Origin of the sequence: Microbacterium testaceum (assembly GCF_006539145.1) — a bacterium.
Taxonomy (GTDB): domain Bacteria; phylum Actinomycetota; class Actinomycetes; order Actinomycetales; family Microbacteriaceae; genus Microbacterium; species Microbacterium testaceum.
The window spans coordinates 359,478-374,774 of the sequence record NZ_BJML01000001.1; the positions used below are offsets into that span (position 1 = coordinate 359,478).

Below are 15,297 nucleotides of genomic sequence, written 5' to 3' on the forward strand. Positions count from 1 at the left end.
TAAAGGTTCACCTCGCCCTTGAGGGTTTACGATCCGCGACTTGACTCAGCGGAATGACACGGGTGTAATTATGACGGCGCGGAACCGCGTCATGGGGGCTCGAGCGAGGCGGAGGACGATATGGCGACATCGCAGTACCGGTCCGGTGTCCCGGAGAATTGGTTCGTCGATCCGGTGGATCTCGGTGTTCCCGGAGTCCGTCGCGACATCGACTCCACCGAAGAGAACACCCTCGCCTGGCAGACCGACGCTCTGTGCTCGCAGACCGATCCCGAGGCCTTTTTCCCCGAGAAGGGCGGATCGACGCGGGATGCCAAGCGCATCTGCACCTCGTGCGATGTGAAGTCCGAGTGCCTCGAGTACGCGCTCCAGAACGACGAGCGCTTCGGCATCTGGGGCGGCCTGAGCGAGCGCGAGCGTCGCAAGCTCAAGCGTCGCGCCTGACCTCGTCATCCGCGGTCCGTCCGTCTGAGCGATCCGTTCGCCGACGGCGCGGCGTCCGTGATCGCGAGAGAGCGCACTTAGGCTGATCCGCGTCATGCCCGACCGTGTTCACGCCATCCTCGTCGTGCGTCCCGAAGGACGCACTCCTGCAGCGAACCATCTGGAGCGCACGCTGGCGGCTCTCGCCGCGCAGACGCGCCCCGTGGATGCGCTCACCATCGTGCTGTGCGGCGCCGACGCCGGGCTGAGGAATCTCGCCGCGTCCTCGGGTGCCGAGGGCGTCATCACGGCACCGGCCAGCACCTCGTTCGCCGCGGCCACGGCGCTCGCCACGCCCCGTCTGACCGGCGACGCCGTGTGGTTGCTCGCGCAGGACACCGCCCCCGACCCCGACGCCCTCGTGCGTCTCGCGGGCGCCCTCGAGCTCTCTCCGCCCCTCGTCGTCGCGGCCCCCAAGCTCGTGGCGTGGGACGACCGCGACGCGATCCTCTCGCTGGGCGTGAGCATGAACCGCTACGGCGGCACCGTCGAGCTCGCGGCCGGCGAACTCGACCAGGGACAACGCGACGGGGATGCCGACGTGCTCGGCGCCGACGTGCGGGGCCTGCTCGTGCGCCGCGACGCGTGGACCGCCCTCGGAGGCCTCGATCCCGCCCTCGGCGGCGCCGACGAGGGACTCGACCTCGGCGTGCGCGCGCGCCTGGCGGGTCACCTCGTCTCGCTCGTGCCCGCCGCCCGTGTCGCCGTCGCCGGAGACGGCGTGGCCGCCATGGCTCGCGGTCGTCGCCGTGCGCGCCGCCGCGCCTTCGCGACACGCACGGCGCAGCTGCACCGCCGACTCGTCTACGCGCCCGCCCCCGCGGTCGCCCTGCACTGGCTCTCGCTGCTGCCGCTGGCCCTGTGGCGCACGGTCCTGCACCTGGTCGCGAAAGTTCCCTACCGGGTGCTGCCCGAATGGGGAGCGACGCTGCTGGTGATGGCTCGGCCGGCCGCCGTCGCCCGTGCTCGCGGCCGCATCCGCTCTTCCCGGAGGGTGGGGTGGTCGCGCCTGTCGCCCCTGCGGGTGTCGCGTGCCGAGATGCGCCTGCGGTGGGAGAGCGACGTCGCCGACCCCGATGCCCCGGTGCGCTCGGAGCTGCGCTTCTTCGTCGGCGGCGGAGCCTGGGCGGTGCTCGGGGCCCTCGCTGTCTCGGCCGCGCTCTTCGCCCCGCTGCTGGCGTGGCCCGTCCTCGGCGGAGGCGCCCTGGCGCCGCTACGACAGAACGTGGCCCAGCTCTGGCAGGACGCCGCCTGGGGTGCACGCCCCCTCGGGCTGGATGTCGTCGGGCCGGCGGATCCGTTCTCGGCGCTCGTCGCGGTGATCGGCTCCCTGTCGCCGGGGGAGCCCTCGCGCGCGTTCGTGGTGCTCTGGGTGCTCGCCCTGCCGCTCGCCGTCCTCGGCGGGTGGTTCGCGGCGACCCGCGTGACGGAGTCGTCGATGCTGCGCATCGTCGCCGGCTTCGCCTGGGCTCTCGCCCCGACCTTCCTCGCGGCTCTCGTCGAGGGTCGACCCGCGGGTGTGCTGGTGCACCTGCTCCTGCCGTGGCTGTTCTACGCCGCGAGCGTCGCCCACCGGTCGTGGGCGCCGGCGGGAGCGGCATCCCTCCTCCTCGCCGCCGTCCTCGCGTCGGCTCCCTCTCTGGCTCCCGCCGTCGTGGTGCTGTGGTCGGCAGCGCTGGTGGTCGTCGCCCTGGTGGCCGGTCGCGGAGTCGCCCGGGTCGTCTGGCTCCTCGTCCCCTCCATCGTCGTGTTCGCCCCGCTCGTGTGGACGCAGGTGCGCGCGGGCAACCCCTGGGGCCTTCTCGCCGACCCCGGCGTCGCCTACGCGGGCGCCGAGGCCTCCGCGACGCCGCTCGGGCGCGCGCTGCTCGCCGCGGGATTCCCCACGTCCGACCCGGGCGGCTGGGCGAGCCTGACCGGGGGACCGGTCTGGTGGGTCGGGCTGCTCGTCGCGCCCCTCGCCGTCCTGGCCGTGCTGGCGGTCCTCACCCCGCGGTGGATCACGGCATCCGCCCTCATCGTCCTCACGGTGGTGGGACTGGCCACCGCCTTCGCCGCGGTGGGCATCGCCGTGTCGTTCGACCACTCGATCCCCGTGCCGCTCTGGCCGGGAGCGGGCCTGAGTCTCGCGTGGATCGGCCTCGTCGGCGCGGCCGTCATCGCCCTCGACGCCGGGATCCCCGCGCGCGTCCACGTCCTCCGACCGGTCGGTGCGCTAATCGCTCTCGCGGCCCTCGCGGTCTCGGTCGCCCCCGCTCTCACCGCCCAGACGACCGGGACCGACAGCGGTCGCTCGGTGCTGACGAACGGTCCCGTCTCGACCCTCCCGGCGTTCGTCGCCGCCGAGGGGCGAGGATCGCTCGGCATCGGCACGATCGTCCTCGACCCCCGCGCCGACGGTCTGCGGGTTCAGGTCGTCTGGGGCGGCAGCGCCACCCTCTCGGGTCAGAGCACCGTCGAGGCCACGCGCACCTCGGCCGACGAGGACGACGTCGAGCTCGCGGCCCTCGCGGCGGATCTCGTGACCCCGTCGGCCGACGACGTGGTCTCGCGACTCGCCGAACGCGGCATCTCGTTCGTGCTGCTCGAATCGGCCCCGGCCGGCGAGGACGACGTGATCCGCGGAACGCGGCTGGGAGCCGCCACGTCGCTGGACCAGCGCGACCTGCTCGACCCCGTGGGAGCCACCTCGCGCGGCGACCTCTGGCGCGTGAACACCGCGGTCACCCCGCGCCCGCCCCTCGACGACCACCGGCTCGGACTGCAGCGCCTGGTCGCCGCCGGATCCCTCGCAGTCGTGCTGATCGCCCTCCTGCTCGCCGTACCGACCGCCGCATCGCGGCGGGTCGCCCGCCGCACGCCGCGCATCGTCGGCCCGAACCCGGGAGGAACCCGATGAGCGAGCGTCGCTTCGTCCGGGTCGCCGCCACGAGCGCCCGCGTCATCGCGGGTGCGGCCGTGGCCACGGCCGCCGTCGTCGGCACGGTCGTCGGGATCGCGGCCCCCTGGCCGCAGTACTCCGCGACCCCCGTGCGCGTGCAGGCCACCCCGGCCCCCGGCGACACCCTCCTCGCGTGCGACGGGCCCCTGCTGGCCCTCGGGCGCAGTGCCGATTCCGCGAGCTCCCTGAGCGCGGCGGCGGCGCAGCAGGTCGTCAGCGGCCCCGCAGGCTCGAACGCGACGACAACCGCCCTGACCGGGGCAACGGCCGATTCCTCCGGCGACGCCGAGGCTCTGCGCGCGTCTCCCCGCGACCGCGCTCAGACTCCTCTCGCGGCCGCCGGGTCGGCCACGGCTGCCGCGAGCGATCTCATCGGATTCGCGGCATCCGCCTGTCGCCCCCCGCTCGCGGAGTCGTGGCTGGTCGGGGGTGCCTCCACGACGGGATCGAACGACCTCGTCGTGCTGGCCAACCCCGGCGACGTTCCGGCGACCGTCCAACTGTCGGTCTACGGGGCGCAGGGCGTCTCGACCCCGGCGAGCGGTCAGAACCTCGTGGTTCCCGCGGGTGGTCGTCGCGTCGTCCCCCTCGCGGGATTGCTGCTGGGAGAAGAGAGCCCGGTCGTGCGCGTCGTCTCATCGGGTGCCCCGGTCCACGCCTCGCTCCAGGCCACGCTGACGCGTCTGCTGCTTCCCGGTGGCGCCGATCAGGTCGCACCGCTCGCCCAGGCCGACACTCGGCTGGTCATGCCGGGCGTGCAGGTGCTCGCCACCGGCGCCGGTCAGGCGGGCACGGTTCTCCGGCTGCTCTCGCCGGGCTCCGACGCCACCGCGACGGTGACGCTGGTTCCGAACGACCCCGCCGTCGCCGCTCCCGCCCCCACTGACATCCCCCTGACCACGGGCCTTCCGACCTCTCTCAACCTGTCGGGTCTCGCCGTCGGCGCCTACACGGTCGATGTCACCGCCACGGCGCCCATCGTGGGGGCGACGTGGTCGACGACCGGTTTCGGGGAGGGGTCGGACTTCGCCTGGTATGTCCCGGCGCCCGAGATCTCGGCCCCGAGCACGATCGCCGTCGCCGCGGGGGTGGGAGCGAACCTCGTGATCGCCGGCGCCGAGAGCGACACGACCGTCACGCTCACCCCGTCCGACGGAGGCGCGCCCGTCACCACGGCCGTGGCCGCCGGCGCCAGCGTGGCCGTGCCGGTCGCCGCGGGCGTCTACCGCCTCGAATCGGGTTCCCCGGTCCGGGCGGCGGTCTCGTATGCGGGGACGGGGGCCCTGGCCTCCTACCCTCTGTGGCCGGCGGATGCCGCCGCGTCGGCGCTCACGATCCTGCCCTAGCGAACCGCTCGCCCGGCGCGGGTCAGAAGAAGCGGAACCGTTCGGGACCGAGGTCCCACGGGTCGCGATCGAGGTATTCGGCCGCGGCGCGGAAGACCGCGCCCTCGATGATCATGCGGCGGTGCAGGTCGTCGTCGTGGTGAGGGTGGCCCAGGCGTTCGATGGGCACCCGGTACAGGATGATGCGCTTCTCTTCGCGCAGGACCGTCCACCGCGGGATGCCGTCGGCAGCCGCGGGCGGCATGATCCCGATCTCGAACGACACCTCGCGCAGGTCGGTCCACGCTGAACGCAGGAACTCGGCTGCGGCCCCGACGGCGATGTCGAAGCGCTCGACACGCGTGTCGATCGGGGGCAGCGGGGGGCGCACGACGGGGCTGCGGTTCTCGCGGCCGTGGCGACCGTGTCGCGAGGGGCGGGCCACCGGCCGCGCTTCCCGGGATCGGCGACGCATCATGCGCCCATCCTACGTTCGAGGGGCCGGCTCGGTCGTGCCGTGCATCGAGGCGGACCGTGGGTCCCCTGCGGCGGCGGGGGCGCGGCATCCCGGATCCGGCGGCGCGGCGTCGAAGCGGTGTCGGAGGGGCTGGCTAGGCTGGCCCGCGATGCGCGACAGACTCTGCTCGAAGGTGGGATGCGCCCGCGAGGCGATGAGCACCCTCACTTACGACTACGGCGACCAGATGGCGGCCCTCGGCCCCCTCGGTCCCGCGGGCGACCCGCACGCGCACGACCTCTGCGCGATCCACGCCGACCGCCTGTCGGTGCCCAAGGGCTGGGTCGTCGTGCGACACGAGACGCTTCGCACCTGACGCGCGGCGCTCCCGCTCGGGGCGCTCAGGCGCGCTCGGTCAGGGCAGCGGCGCGCTCGTTCTCGAGCAGCAGCGCGCGGTACTCGCGATCCCGGCGCACCGACGAGACAGCGCGGACGAGTCCTTCGTCGTCGGACGGCGGGATCGGCGACACGAAGGGGCGGACCGCCTCGGCGAGGGATGCCGCGACCCGGGCGCGCGCGGCGGGCTCGAGGGCGTCGGCCCCGCGCACGAACTGCGCGACGCGAGCGGCGAGGCGGTCGGGCAGTCGCGAGACGTCGGCGATCTCTGCCCACGACTCCCAGCCGGGCGGCAGGCCCGGTGCCGGGGGCGGAAGGCGGCGGGTGCGGGTGCGCTCGCTGGCGGTGCCGGCGAGCAGGTCGCCCAGCCGCTGAGCGCGCGGGGTGAACATGCCGACGACCGCCGCGATCGCGCCGAGGGTGAACCACACCTCGAGCACCCCGGTGAGGGATCGGATGAGGGCCTGGCGGAACCCTGCGGCCCCGCCGTCGGTGCGCACGATCCGCGCGCCCACGGCGAGGCGCCCGAGGCTCCGCCCGCGCGAGAGGGTTTCGACGGTGGTGGGGATCACGACGGTCACGAGCACGAGCAGCGAGATCACGCCGATGCGGATCGCGGCCTCGGGCAGGGTGCCGGCCGCGACCATCGTCGTCAGTAGGAGCGCTCCGCCGATCAGGAGCACGGCGCCGATCAGGAAGTCGATGAACGCTCCGAGGGCGCGCAGGAAGAATCCGACGGGTTGGACGTCGAGGGCGACGGCCTCTCCGGTGAGCGTCTCGTCCGCGTCCGTGTGCACGAGGGCGACCGCGGGGGAGGGGGTCGTCGACGAAGCCATGCGTACAGTTGACCACATGGACCTCGATGCCCTCACGGCCGCCCGCCGCGACGAGTGGGCGCGGCTCGACGAACTGGGCCGACGCAAACGTCTCAGCGGTCCCGACGTCGACGAGCTGGTCACCCGTTATCGCGCCGCCTCGGCCGATCTCGCCGACATCAAGACCTCCGCCGGACGCACTCCCGAGGGCGACCACGTCTCGATCCTGCTCGCGCGCACGCGCCTGCGCCTGACGGGCGTCCGCGACAACGTCCTGAAACAGCTGCCGCGCTTCTTCGTGCTGCAGCTGCCGGCCGCCCTCTACCGCGTGCGCTGGAGCACGCTCGCCGTCACGATCGGTTTCCTCGTGGTCTCGAGCCTCGTCGCCCTGTGGATCTCGGGCGATCCCGCGGCCGTCGCAGCCCTGGGCGAGAAGAGTCAGCTGCAGAACTACGCCGACGAGCAGTTCGTGAACTACTACCGCGAGAACCCGAATGCGATCTTCGCCGGGTCCGTCTGGACGAACAACGCCTGGATCGCGGCGCAGTGCGTGCTGTTCGGCGTGACGGGCCTGTGGCCGCTCGCCGTCATGATGCAGAACGCCATCGGGGTGGGAACCTCCGCGGCGATCATGTTCTCGTTCGACCGCGGCGACCTGTTCTTCCAGTTCATCCTCCCGCACGGTCTGCTCGAGCTCACCGCGATCTTCGTCGCGGGCGCGGCGGGACTGCAGATCTTCTGGGCCTGGGTCGCTCCCGGGCGGCGCTCCCGGGCGGCGGCGCTCGCCGCGGCGGGGCGATCGCTTGCGACGGTGGCCGTGGGGCTGGTCTTCGCCCTCGCGCTCTCGGGACTCGTCGAGGGGTTCGTGACCCCGCGCGAGTGGCCGTGGCCGATCAAGATCGCCATCGGAGCGCTCGCTCTCGGCGTCTTCCTCTTCTACATGCTCTGGGTCGGTCGCCGCGCGGCGCGCGCGGGTGAGACCGGTGACCTCACCGAATACGAGGCCGGGACTCCTACGCTGACGGCGGGATGACGGCATCCGGATCCCGAGACCGTCTCGGACGGCTGCGGACGACGTTTCCGATCGTTCTCCGGCGTGTCATTTTTGATTAAGTCAAAAGACGCTACGCTGATCGCATGCTCGACAGTCGACCGGACGCTCCCGCGGATGCCCTCATCCGCGACGCGGGTCTACGGGTGACGGCGACCCGTGTCGCCGTCCTCGAGGCCCTGCGTGCCCGGCCGCACGCCACCGCGGACGACGTCTTCGACGGGATCCGCGGTGCCCTTCCCGGCACCAGCAAGCAGTCGGTGTACAACGCGCTCGGCGATTTCGCCGACGCGGGACTCGCGCGCCGTATCGAGCCGGCCGGTCACGCCGGCACGTTCGAGCTGCGCGTGGGGGACAACCACCACCACGTGGTCTGCACCGGGTGCGGCCGCATCGAAGACGTGGACTGCGTCGTCGGTGCGGCGCCGTGCCTGCACATGCCGGAGGGCAGCGGCTTTCTCATAGAGACCGCTGAAGTGACGTTCTGGGGCGTGTGCTCCGATTGTCGAGCGACGTCCGAAGCCGAAAAACCGAGAGGATCCCGATGAGCGACGCTCTGAACGGGTGCCCCGTCTTCCACGATGGAGCCGCCCCCGACGACAACCGACTGCCCGTGGGCGAAGCCCCCGCCGACAGCGAGCCCGCCGGCGCCCTGCCGCACCCGACCCAGGGGTCCGCCAACCGCGTGTGGTGGCCCGAGGCGCTGAACGTCAAGATCCTCGCGAAGAACAACGCGCTGCGCGACCCGCTCGACGAGGGCTTCGACTACCGCGCCGCGTTCGAGGCGCTCGACCTCGACGCCGTCAAGCAGGACCTCAAAGCGGTCATGACGACTTCGCAGGACTGGTGGCCCGCCGACTTCGGCCACTACGGGCCGCTCATGATCCGCATGGCCTGGCACAGCGCCGGCACCTACCGCGTGACCGACGGTCGCGGCGGCTCGGGCGCGGGCATGCAGCGCTTCGCTCCGCTGAACAGCTGGCCCGACAACGTCAACCTCGACAAGGCGCGCCGTCTGCTCTGGCCTGTCAAGAAGAAGTACGGCCAGTCCATCTCGTGGGCCGACCTGATGATCCTCGCCGGCAACGTCGCGCTCGAGGACATGGGGTTCCCGACCTTCGGCTTCGCCGGTGGCCGCACCGACGTGTGGGAGCCCGACGACGACGTGTACTGGGGTCCCGAGACCACGTGGCTCGGCGACGAGCGCTACACGGGCAACCGCGAGCTCGAGAAGCCGCTCGCCGCGGTCCAGATGGGTCTGATCTACGTCAACCCCGAGGGACCCAACGGCAACCCCGACCCGCAGCTCTCGGCGAACGACATCCGCGAGACCTTCGGGCGCATGGCCATGAACGACGAAGAGACCGTGGCGCTCATCGCCGGGGGTCACACGTTCGGCAAGACCCACGGTGCGGCCAGCGACTCGCACGTCGGCCCCAACCCCGAAGCCGCCGACATCAACGACCAGGGCCTGGGCTGGAAGAACAGCCACGGCACCGGCAAGGGCGATGACACCATCACCAGCGGCCTCGAGGTCACCTGGACCTACCACCCCACCCGCTGGGACAACGAGTTCTTCCACATCCTCTTCGCCTACGAGTGGGAACTCTTCCAGAGCCCCGCGGGCGCGCACCAGTGGCGTCCGGTCAACGGCGGGGGCGAAGGTCTCGTGCCCGAGGCGCACTCCGACGGCCGTCGCGAGCCCCGCATGCTCACCAGCGACCTGGCGCTTCGCGTCGACCCGGCGTATGAGAAGATCTCGCGCCGTTTCGCCGAGGACCCGGCCGCGTTCCAGGATGCCTTCGCCCGCGCCTGGTTCAAGCTGACCCACCGCGACATGGGCCCGCGTGAGCGCTACCTCGGCTCCGAGGTGCCCGCCGAGGTGCTCGTGTGGCAGGACCCTGTGCCCGCCGTCGACCACGAGCTGATCGATCAGGCGGATGCCGCTGCCCTCAAGCAGCAGATCCTCGACAGCGGACTATCGGTGCAGCAGCTGGTCACCACGACCTGGGCCGCCGCTTCGACCTTCCGCGGCAGCGACAAGCGCGGTGGCGTGAACGGGGCGCGCATCCGCCTCGAGCCGCAGAAGAGCTGGACGGTCAACAACCCCGAGCAGCTTGCATCCGTGCTCTCCGTCCTCGAGGACGTGAAGGCCGCCTTCGACGCGCAGGGCGACAAGAAGGTCTCGATCGCCGACCTGCTCGTGCTGGCGGGCAACGCCGGTGTCGAGCAGGCCGCCCGCGCCGGTGGCGTCGAGGTCGAGGTGCCCTTCACCCCGGGGCGTACCGACGCCTCGCAGGAGCAGACCGAGATCGAGTCGTTCCGCTGGCTCGAGCCGATCGCCGACGGCTTCCGCAACTACGCGTCGCGCGAGGCGCGCCTGCCCGCGGAGTTCCTGCTGCTCGACAAGGCGAACCTGCTCACCCTCACCGCGCCCGAGATGACCGTGCTCGTCGGCGGCCTACGCGCGATCGGCGCGAACTGGGACGGCAGCGACTGGGGCGTCTTCACCGACACCCCCGGCGCCCTGACGAACGACGTGTTCGCGAACCTCCTCGACCTCGGAACGACGTGGAAGCCGCTGGACAGCGGCAAGCACGCCTTCGAGGGCACGAAAGACGGATCGGGCGAGAAGGTCGGGATCGGCACGCGCGTCGACCTGGTGTTCTCGTCGAACTCCGAGCTGCGCGCGCTCGCGGAGGTCTACGCCTCCGACGACGCCAAGGAGAAGTTCGTCCGCGACTTCGTCGCCGCCTGGCGCAAGGTCACCGAGCTCGACCGGTTCGACCTGGTCTGAGAACGGTTCGCTGCGGCTCGGTCGTCGCGGCACGCGGAAGGCCCGTCCCCTCGCGGGGCGGGCCTTCCGTCGTCGGTGCGCGTGACGTGTCCGGCTGCGCGAGTGCGTGCCAGGCGGCCCTTTTCGGGACATGCTCTGCGCGAAGTGGGACGCACCGACCTTGTCCCATTTACGGCTGCCTGAGTGCTCCTCAGGCGGCCCTTTTCGGGACATGCTCTGCGCGAAGTGGGACGCACCGGCCATGTCCCATTTACGGCTGCCTGGGTGCTCCTCAGGCGGCCCTTTTCGGGACATGCTTTGCGAAAAAGGGGACACGGGGGTCGACGGGAGACCCCGGATGCCGCGGCTCAGGCGCGCGACAGGCGGCGAAGACCCTCATCGATCGACACCGAGGGCGCCCAGTGCAGGTCGCGGCGGATCTCGGTCTGATCGAACCAGTGCGCGGTCGAGAGTTGCTCGGCGAGGAATCGGGTCATCGGCGGCTCGTCCTGTCCCGGGCGCACGGCCCACACCCGCTCGATCAGCGACCCCGCCGCCTTGGCCACGCCCGCGGGCACGCTGAAGCGCGGCGGGGTGACGCCCGAGGCGCGGCAGATCCCGGCGAGCAGGTCGCCGACCGGCCGGGGTTCGCCGTTCGTGAGCACGTACGCGCGGCCGCTGACCTCATCGACGCGATGAAGGGCGGCCACGATGCCGGATGCCGCATTGTCGACGAACGTGGAGTCGATGAGCGCCGTGCCGCCGTCGAGCAGGGGCAGGGTGCCCCGCCGGGCACGCGCGACGACGCGCTCGATGAGCTGCGTGTCGCCCGGGCCCCACACGATGTGCGGGCGGACCGCCACGAGGGCGGTGTCTCCGCCGGCGCGCGAGAGAGCGAGAACTTCGGCCTCGGCCTTCGTACGGGCGTATTCGCCGCGCGCGGCATCCGGATCCGCGGGCTCGGCACCCACACCCGCGAGGGCGTGGCCGGCGTGCGCGACGGAGGGGGAGGAGACGTGCACGACGCGTGAGACGCCCGCGGCGGCGGCGGCATCGAGCAGGATGCGGGTGCCCTCCACGTTGACCGCGCGGAACTGGGCGGGGTCGCCCGCGAGGGAGACCTTCGCCGCGAGATGCACGACTCCGTCGATTCCCTCGAGCGCTGAGGCCACGGCATCCGGATCCGTGACGGACCCCCGCCTGTCGTCGGCACCGTCGACGCCGGAGGGTCGGCGCTGCAGGGTGCGCACCTCGTGGCCGGCGTCCTGCAGGGCGCGCACGACCGCGCGGCCGAGGAACCCGGACGACCCGGTGGCGAGGACTCTCACGGCGCCGTCGGCTTCTCGCCGGCGAGCACACGCCCGGCCCAGGCCGAGAGACGCGAGCGGTCGATCTTGGAGTTGTGGCGGATGTCGGTCGGCAAGGTCGGGACGACCAGCACGGCCGCGAGGCGCTGCGCCGTCGCCGCGCGCACCTGATCGGTCAGGTCGGGCGACGCCAGCCCCGGGCGCCGCACGCCCGCCTCGACCACGGCGACGACGACCTGCCTGCCCCGGGGGCCCACGCCGACGGCCGCGGCACGCTCGACCGCGGGGACCGTCTCGACGTCCTGCTCGATGCCCACGGGAGTGACGGGGCCCTCGGCGGTGGTGATGACGTGCGGGAGGCGCCCCTCGATCCACAGGCGACCCTCGGCGTCGAGGTGGCCGACGTCTCCGGTCCGGTGCCAGCGGTCGGGCAGGCCGCGCTGGGCCTCGCGATCGGTGAGGTACAGGCGGAAATATCCGCGCTTGAGGTGGGGCGCCGAGACGACGACCTCGCCGGTGACTCGCGGCGCCGTCGAGGGTTCGCCCGAGGCGCGACCATCGGCGTCGATCGCCGAGATGCGCACCTGACCACTGCCGAGCGGCCGACCGACGCACACGCCCCGGTCGCCCTGCGCCTGTTCGATCTCGGGCAGCGTCACGTCGGCGACGAGCAGGCACTCGGTCATGCCGTACGGGGTGTGGGCCGTCGCGTTCGGCATGAGCGCCTGCGCGCGGCGGAGCAGGTCGACGCTCACGGGAGCCCCGGTCGACAGGAACGTCTCGACGCCCTCAAGAGCGACGCGATCGTCGGCGGTGAGGGCCGACGCCGTCGCGACGACGTTCGACACGGCGGCGGGCGAGAGGAAGACGATCCGCGCGTCCGAGGCGCGCACGGCCGCGGCCACGGCGACCGCCGTCAGGGTGCGCGGGGCGGAGACGTCCATGTCGGGCGTCGCCGACCGCGTGCCCAGGGCCGGCCCCAGGAGGGCGAAGGGGGCGAAACCGGTGACGAGACCCGTCTCGGCGATGACGTCGAAATGCGCCGCGAGGGTGTCTCGGAGCGCCGTGAGCTGGGCGTGCGTGTAGACGACGCCCTTGGCCGGTCCCGTCGAGCCGGAGGTGAAGAGCACCGCGGCCTCGGCCTCCGGGGCGGGGGGAGCGGGCACGGCACGACCGCGTCCGGCGCGGGCGAGGTCGGACAGGCTCGCCTCGACACCCAGGGCGCGGGAGGTGACCGCCGGAAGAGCCGCAGACGAAATGCGGCGCCCCTGCCACCCCAGGGCGCGCGCGGCCGCGAGCCCCGCGACCTCGCCGATCACGACGTCGGGGACCGCACCGCGTACGGCCCGGGAGAGGCCGCCGATGCCGAGACCCCGGTCGGCCACGACCACCACGGCGCCGATGCGCAGGCACGCGTAGAGGGCGGCGGTCAGGGTGGGGCCGGGCTGCACGAGCAGCGAGACGCGGTCGCCCGCGCGCACGCCGAAGGCGTCGAGGCCCGCGGCGAGCTCGTCGACGCGAGCGGACAGCTGGCGCCAGCTCACCCGCAACGGGTTTCCGTCGTCGTCGGTGGTCATGTCGATGACGGCGGTGTCGTCGTCGTCGCGGCGCGCGTCGAGGGCGTCCCACAGGTGACCCGACGCATCCCCGGGCGCGGGGGGAGTCTCGGGCGCGGGCGCGGCGGCTGCACGCCTCGCGGCGGCCGAGCGACGCGAACGGGTCGCGGGCGTCACGGCATCCACGACCTTCTCATCGAGCCAGTCGAGCACGACGTCGGCGTAGGGGCGCTCCTCGGCGATCAGGTGTCCGGCGCCCTCGAAACGATGCACGTCGGCGTGCGGCAGTCGGTCGGTGAGATCGTCGAGGTGGTCCTCGCCGAACACCGGGTCTTTAGGGCCGCGCAGAAGCAGGGCGGGCACGGTGAGTTCGCGCAGGCCCGACGACATGCGGTGCAGGGCCGGGGTGCTCTCGTGGTCGGGGGTCGCGGGGATGTCGGCGACGAAACCGCCGATGCCGCGTCGCCGGGCGACGGTCGCGTACGGGGCGCGGAAGGCGGCCTTCACCCCGGGATCGAGCTCGGCCAGGGCCAGGGTGGTGTCGAGGAACGCCGTGGTGCCCGTCGTCCCGGCAGCGAGCATGCCGCGGGCCGTGGCGACGCGCAGGGCGAAGGGGAGCGCCGCACCATCGGGGTGATGGACGGCGGTGTTGAGCGCGACGACGGCGGCGAGGCGATCGCGGTGCTCGACGGCCCAGCCGAGCGAGACGGGTCCGCCCCAGTCGTGACCGATGGTGACGACAGGACCCCGGATGCCGAGCTGCTCGACGAGGGCGTCGAGGTCGGCGATGCGCTGAGCCAGGGTGCGTCGCAGCGAGGAGCGCTCCGAGAAGCCCATCTCGAGCTGGTCGACGGCCACCACGCGCCAGACGGCCGCTCCCCCCTCGGCGCGCGCGAGCGAGGCGTTCACGAGAGCGCGCCAGAGGTACGACCACGTGGGGTTGCCGTGCACGGCGACGATCGTGCCGATCGGCTCGAAGCCGCGCTCGGCCAGGGCGTCGCCGGTGTCGAGCACGTGCCACCGGCGCGTGGCTCCCGCGTCGGCGAGCACGCCGTCGACGCTCACGAGGCGCGACAGGGCCGGATCGAGCCCGGGCAGGCCCGCCGGGGGAAGAACGGCCTGCGGTCCCGTGACGCGCGGGAAGCTCACCAGGCCAGCTCCAGCATCCCGGTGTTCAGTCCGGAGCCCACTCCCATCAGCAGGACGCGATCACCTCGGCGCAGCGTCTTCTGCTCGGCGGCGAGGGTGATCGGGATGGAGGCAGGACCGACATTGCCCAGGCTCGGGTAGGTCACCGGCACGCGGTCGCGGTCGAGCTTGGCGGCGCGGACGATCGCCGAGGTGTGGACCGACGAGACCTGGTGCGTGATGTAGCGGTCCATGCCGGTCCACGCGAACTCGCCCTTCGCCTCTTTCCACGCCGAGACGACGAGGTCGAGGCCGCCCTTGAGCAGAGCCTTGGCGTCGGTGAACATGCCGTCGACGCTGCCGACGCAGAGGTCGTAGAACTGGGTCGCGGCGCGCGTGACGCCGCCCACGATGCGGTGACCCTCGGGGTGGTCGCTCGCCCGGCCGAGGACGGCGGCGGCGGCTCCCGAGCCCAGGGTGAGGGAGGCGAACTCCTGCATGAAGGCATCGCGGTCGAGGTCCTCGCGCACGAGGCGGTTGATGGTGTTGACCTGGATCTCGTCGGCATCCTCGCCGTTGACGATCAGGGCGTACTTGACCTGGCCCGACTGGATCATGCCGGCGGCCAGGCTCATGCCGTTGATGAAGCCGAGGCAGGCGTTGGCGACGTCGAAGTTGATCGCGGAGCTCGGCAGGCCCAGACCGTGGTGCAGCCGCACGGCGACCGAGGGTTCGAGATGCTTTCGCGTCACCGACGTGTTGATGATGAGCCCGATCTCGCTGGGGTCGACGCCTGCCTCGGCGAGCGCCTGCTTTCCCGCGGCGATGGTGGCTTCGTCGGAGGACTCGCCCTCCGCCCAGTTGCGACGCTCGTTGACGCCCGCGACGCGGCGCAGGAGACCCGGCTTGAGCTTCAGTCGCTGCAGCGCCGGGGCGAGGCGCTCCTCGATGTCGTCGGACGTCGTGACGCGGCTGGGCAAGACGCTCGCCACCGAAACGAGAGCCACATCGTCGAAGTGCGTGGTGGCGTTACCTGGCAAGAGATCTCCCGCATCCTGTGCG

Annotated in this window: 12 protein-coding genes; 7 read left to right on the top strand and 5 right to left on the bottom strand. The window is 72.5% G+C overall.

What is annotated here, in order from left to right:
- Positions 1–120: 120 nt before the first annotated feature.
- The 3 genes from MTE01_RS01760 to MTE01_RS01770 all read left to right on the top strand — a co-directional run bounded on the left by MTE01_RS01760 (position 121) and on the right by MTE01_RS01770 (position 4,770).
- Positions 121–444, top strand: a complete 324-nt coding sequence (locus MTE01_RS01760; protein ID WP_074694106.1) for a WhiB family transcriptional regulator — start codon at positions 121–123, stop codon at positions 442–444.
- A 94-nt stretch (positions 445–538) separates the two neighbouring features.
- The gene (locus MTE01_RS01765; protein WP_141375400.1) at positions 539–3,382 is read left to right on the top strand and encodes a glycosyltransferase; all 2,844 of its coding nucleotides are present in this window, start codon (positions 539–541) and stop codon (positions 3,380–3,382) included.
- Positions 3,379–4,770 carry a DUF5719 family protein gene (locus MTE01_RS01770; RefSeq protein ID WP_141375402.1) on the top strand — a complete coding sequence of 464 codons (1,392 nt, stop codon included), beginning with the start codon at positions 3,379–3,381 and terminating at the stop codon, positions 4,768–4,770. The genes MTE01_RS01765 and MTE01_RS01770 overlap by 4 nt, the downstream gene beginning before the upstream one ends.
- A gap of 22 nt (positions 4,771–4,792) precedes the next feature.
- On the opposite strand, the gene MTE01_RS01775 is transcribed toward MTE01_RS01770, so the two are convergent.
- On the bottom strand, positions 4,793–5,224 hold the full coding sequence (locus MTE01_RS01775) for a hypothetical protein (RefSeq protein WP_371861593.1): 432 nt from the start codon (positions 5,222–5,224) through the stop codon (positions 4,793–4,795).
- A 151-nt stretch (positions 5,225–5,375) separates the two neighbouring features.
- Here MTE01_RS01775 and MTE01_RS01780 point away from each other — a divergent pair, with 151 nt between their 5' ends.
- The gene (locus tag MTE01_RS01780) at positions 5,376–5,582 is read left to right on the top strand and encodes a DUF3499 family protein (protein WP_103206488.1); all 207 of its coding nucleotides are present in this window, start codon (positions 5,376–5,378) and stop codon (positions 5,580–5,582) included.
- A 25-nt stretch (positions 5,583–5,607) separates the two neighbouring features.
- Here the strand turns inward: MTE01_RS01780 and MTE01_RS01785 are convergent, their stop codons facing one another.
- Positions 5,608–6,438 (bottom strand): RDD family protein, encoded by an 831-nt coding sequence (locus MTE01_RS01785; RefSeq protein WP_103206487.1) that lies wholly within the window; start codon positions 6,436–6,438, stop codon positions 5,608–5,610.
- A gap of 16 nt (positions 6,439–6,454) precedes the next feature.
- On the opposite strand from MTE01_RS01785, the gene MTE01_RS01790 reads away from it, so the two are divergent.
- The 3 genes from MTE01_RS01790 to katG all read left to right on the top strand — a co-directional run bounded on the left by MTE01_RS01790 (position 6,455) and on the right by katG (position 10,265).
- The gene (locus MTE01_RS01790; protein WP_141375404.1) at positions 6,455–7,450 is read left to right on the top strand and encodes a stage II sporulation protein M; all 996 of its coding nucleotides are present in this window, start codon (positions 6,455–6,457) and stop codon (positions 7,448–7,450) included.
- A gap of 104 nt (positions 7,451–7,554) precedes the next feature.
- Positions 7,555–8,016 (top strand): Fur family transcriptional regulator, encoded by a 462-nt coding sequence (locus MTE01_RS01795; protein ID WP_116238498.1) that lies wholly within the window; start codon positions 7,555–7,557, stop codon positions 8,014–8,016.
- Positions 8,013–10,265 carry a catalase/peroxidase HPI gene (gene katG, locus MTE01_RS01800; RefSeq protein ID WP_141375406.1) on the top strand — a complete coding sequence of 751 codons (2,253 nt, stop codon included), beginning with the start codon at positions 8,013–8,015 and terminating at the stop codon, positions 10,263–10,265. Before MTE01_RS01795 ends, katG begins: the two co-directional genes overlap by 4 nt.
- A gap of 347 nt (positions 10,266–10,612) precedes the next feature.
- On the opposite strand, the gene MTE01_RS01805 is transcribed toward katG, so the two are convergent.
- The 3 genes from MTE01_RS01805 to MTE01_RS01815 are packed head-to-tail and all read right to left on the bottom strand — an operon-like array spanning position 10,613 to position 15,275.
- On the bottom strand, positions 10,613–11,572 hold the full coding sequence (locus MTE01_RS01805) for an NAD-dependent epimerase/dehydratase family protein (RefSeq protein WP_141375408.1): 960 nt from the start codon (positions 11,570–11,572) through the stop codon (positions 10,613–10,615).
- Positions 11,569–14,256, bottom strand: a complete 2,688-nt coding sequence (locus MTE01_RS01810; protein WP_141375410.1) for an alpha/beta fold hydrolase — start codon at positions 14,254–14,256, stop codon at positions 11,569–11,571. The genes MTE01_RS01805 and MTE01_RS01810 overlap by 4 nt, the downstream gene beginning before the upstream one ends.
- A complete protein-coding gene (locus MTE01_RS01815) occupies positions 14,253–15,275 on the bottom strand; it encodes a 3-oxoacyl-ACP synthase III (RefSeq protein ID WP_141375412.1) in 1,023 nt (340 codons plus the stop codon). The genes MTE01_RS01810 and MTE01_RS01815 overlap by 4 nt, the downstream gene beginning before the upstream one ends.
- Positions 15,276–15,297: the final 22 nt, after the last annotated feature.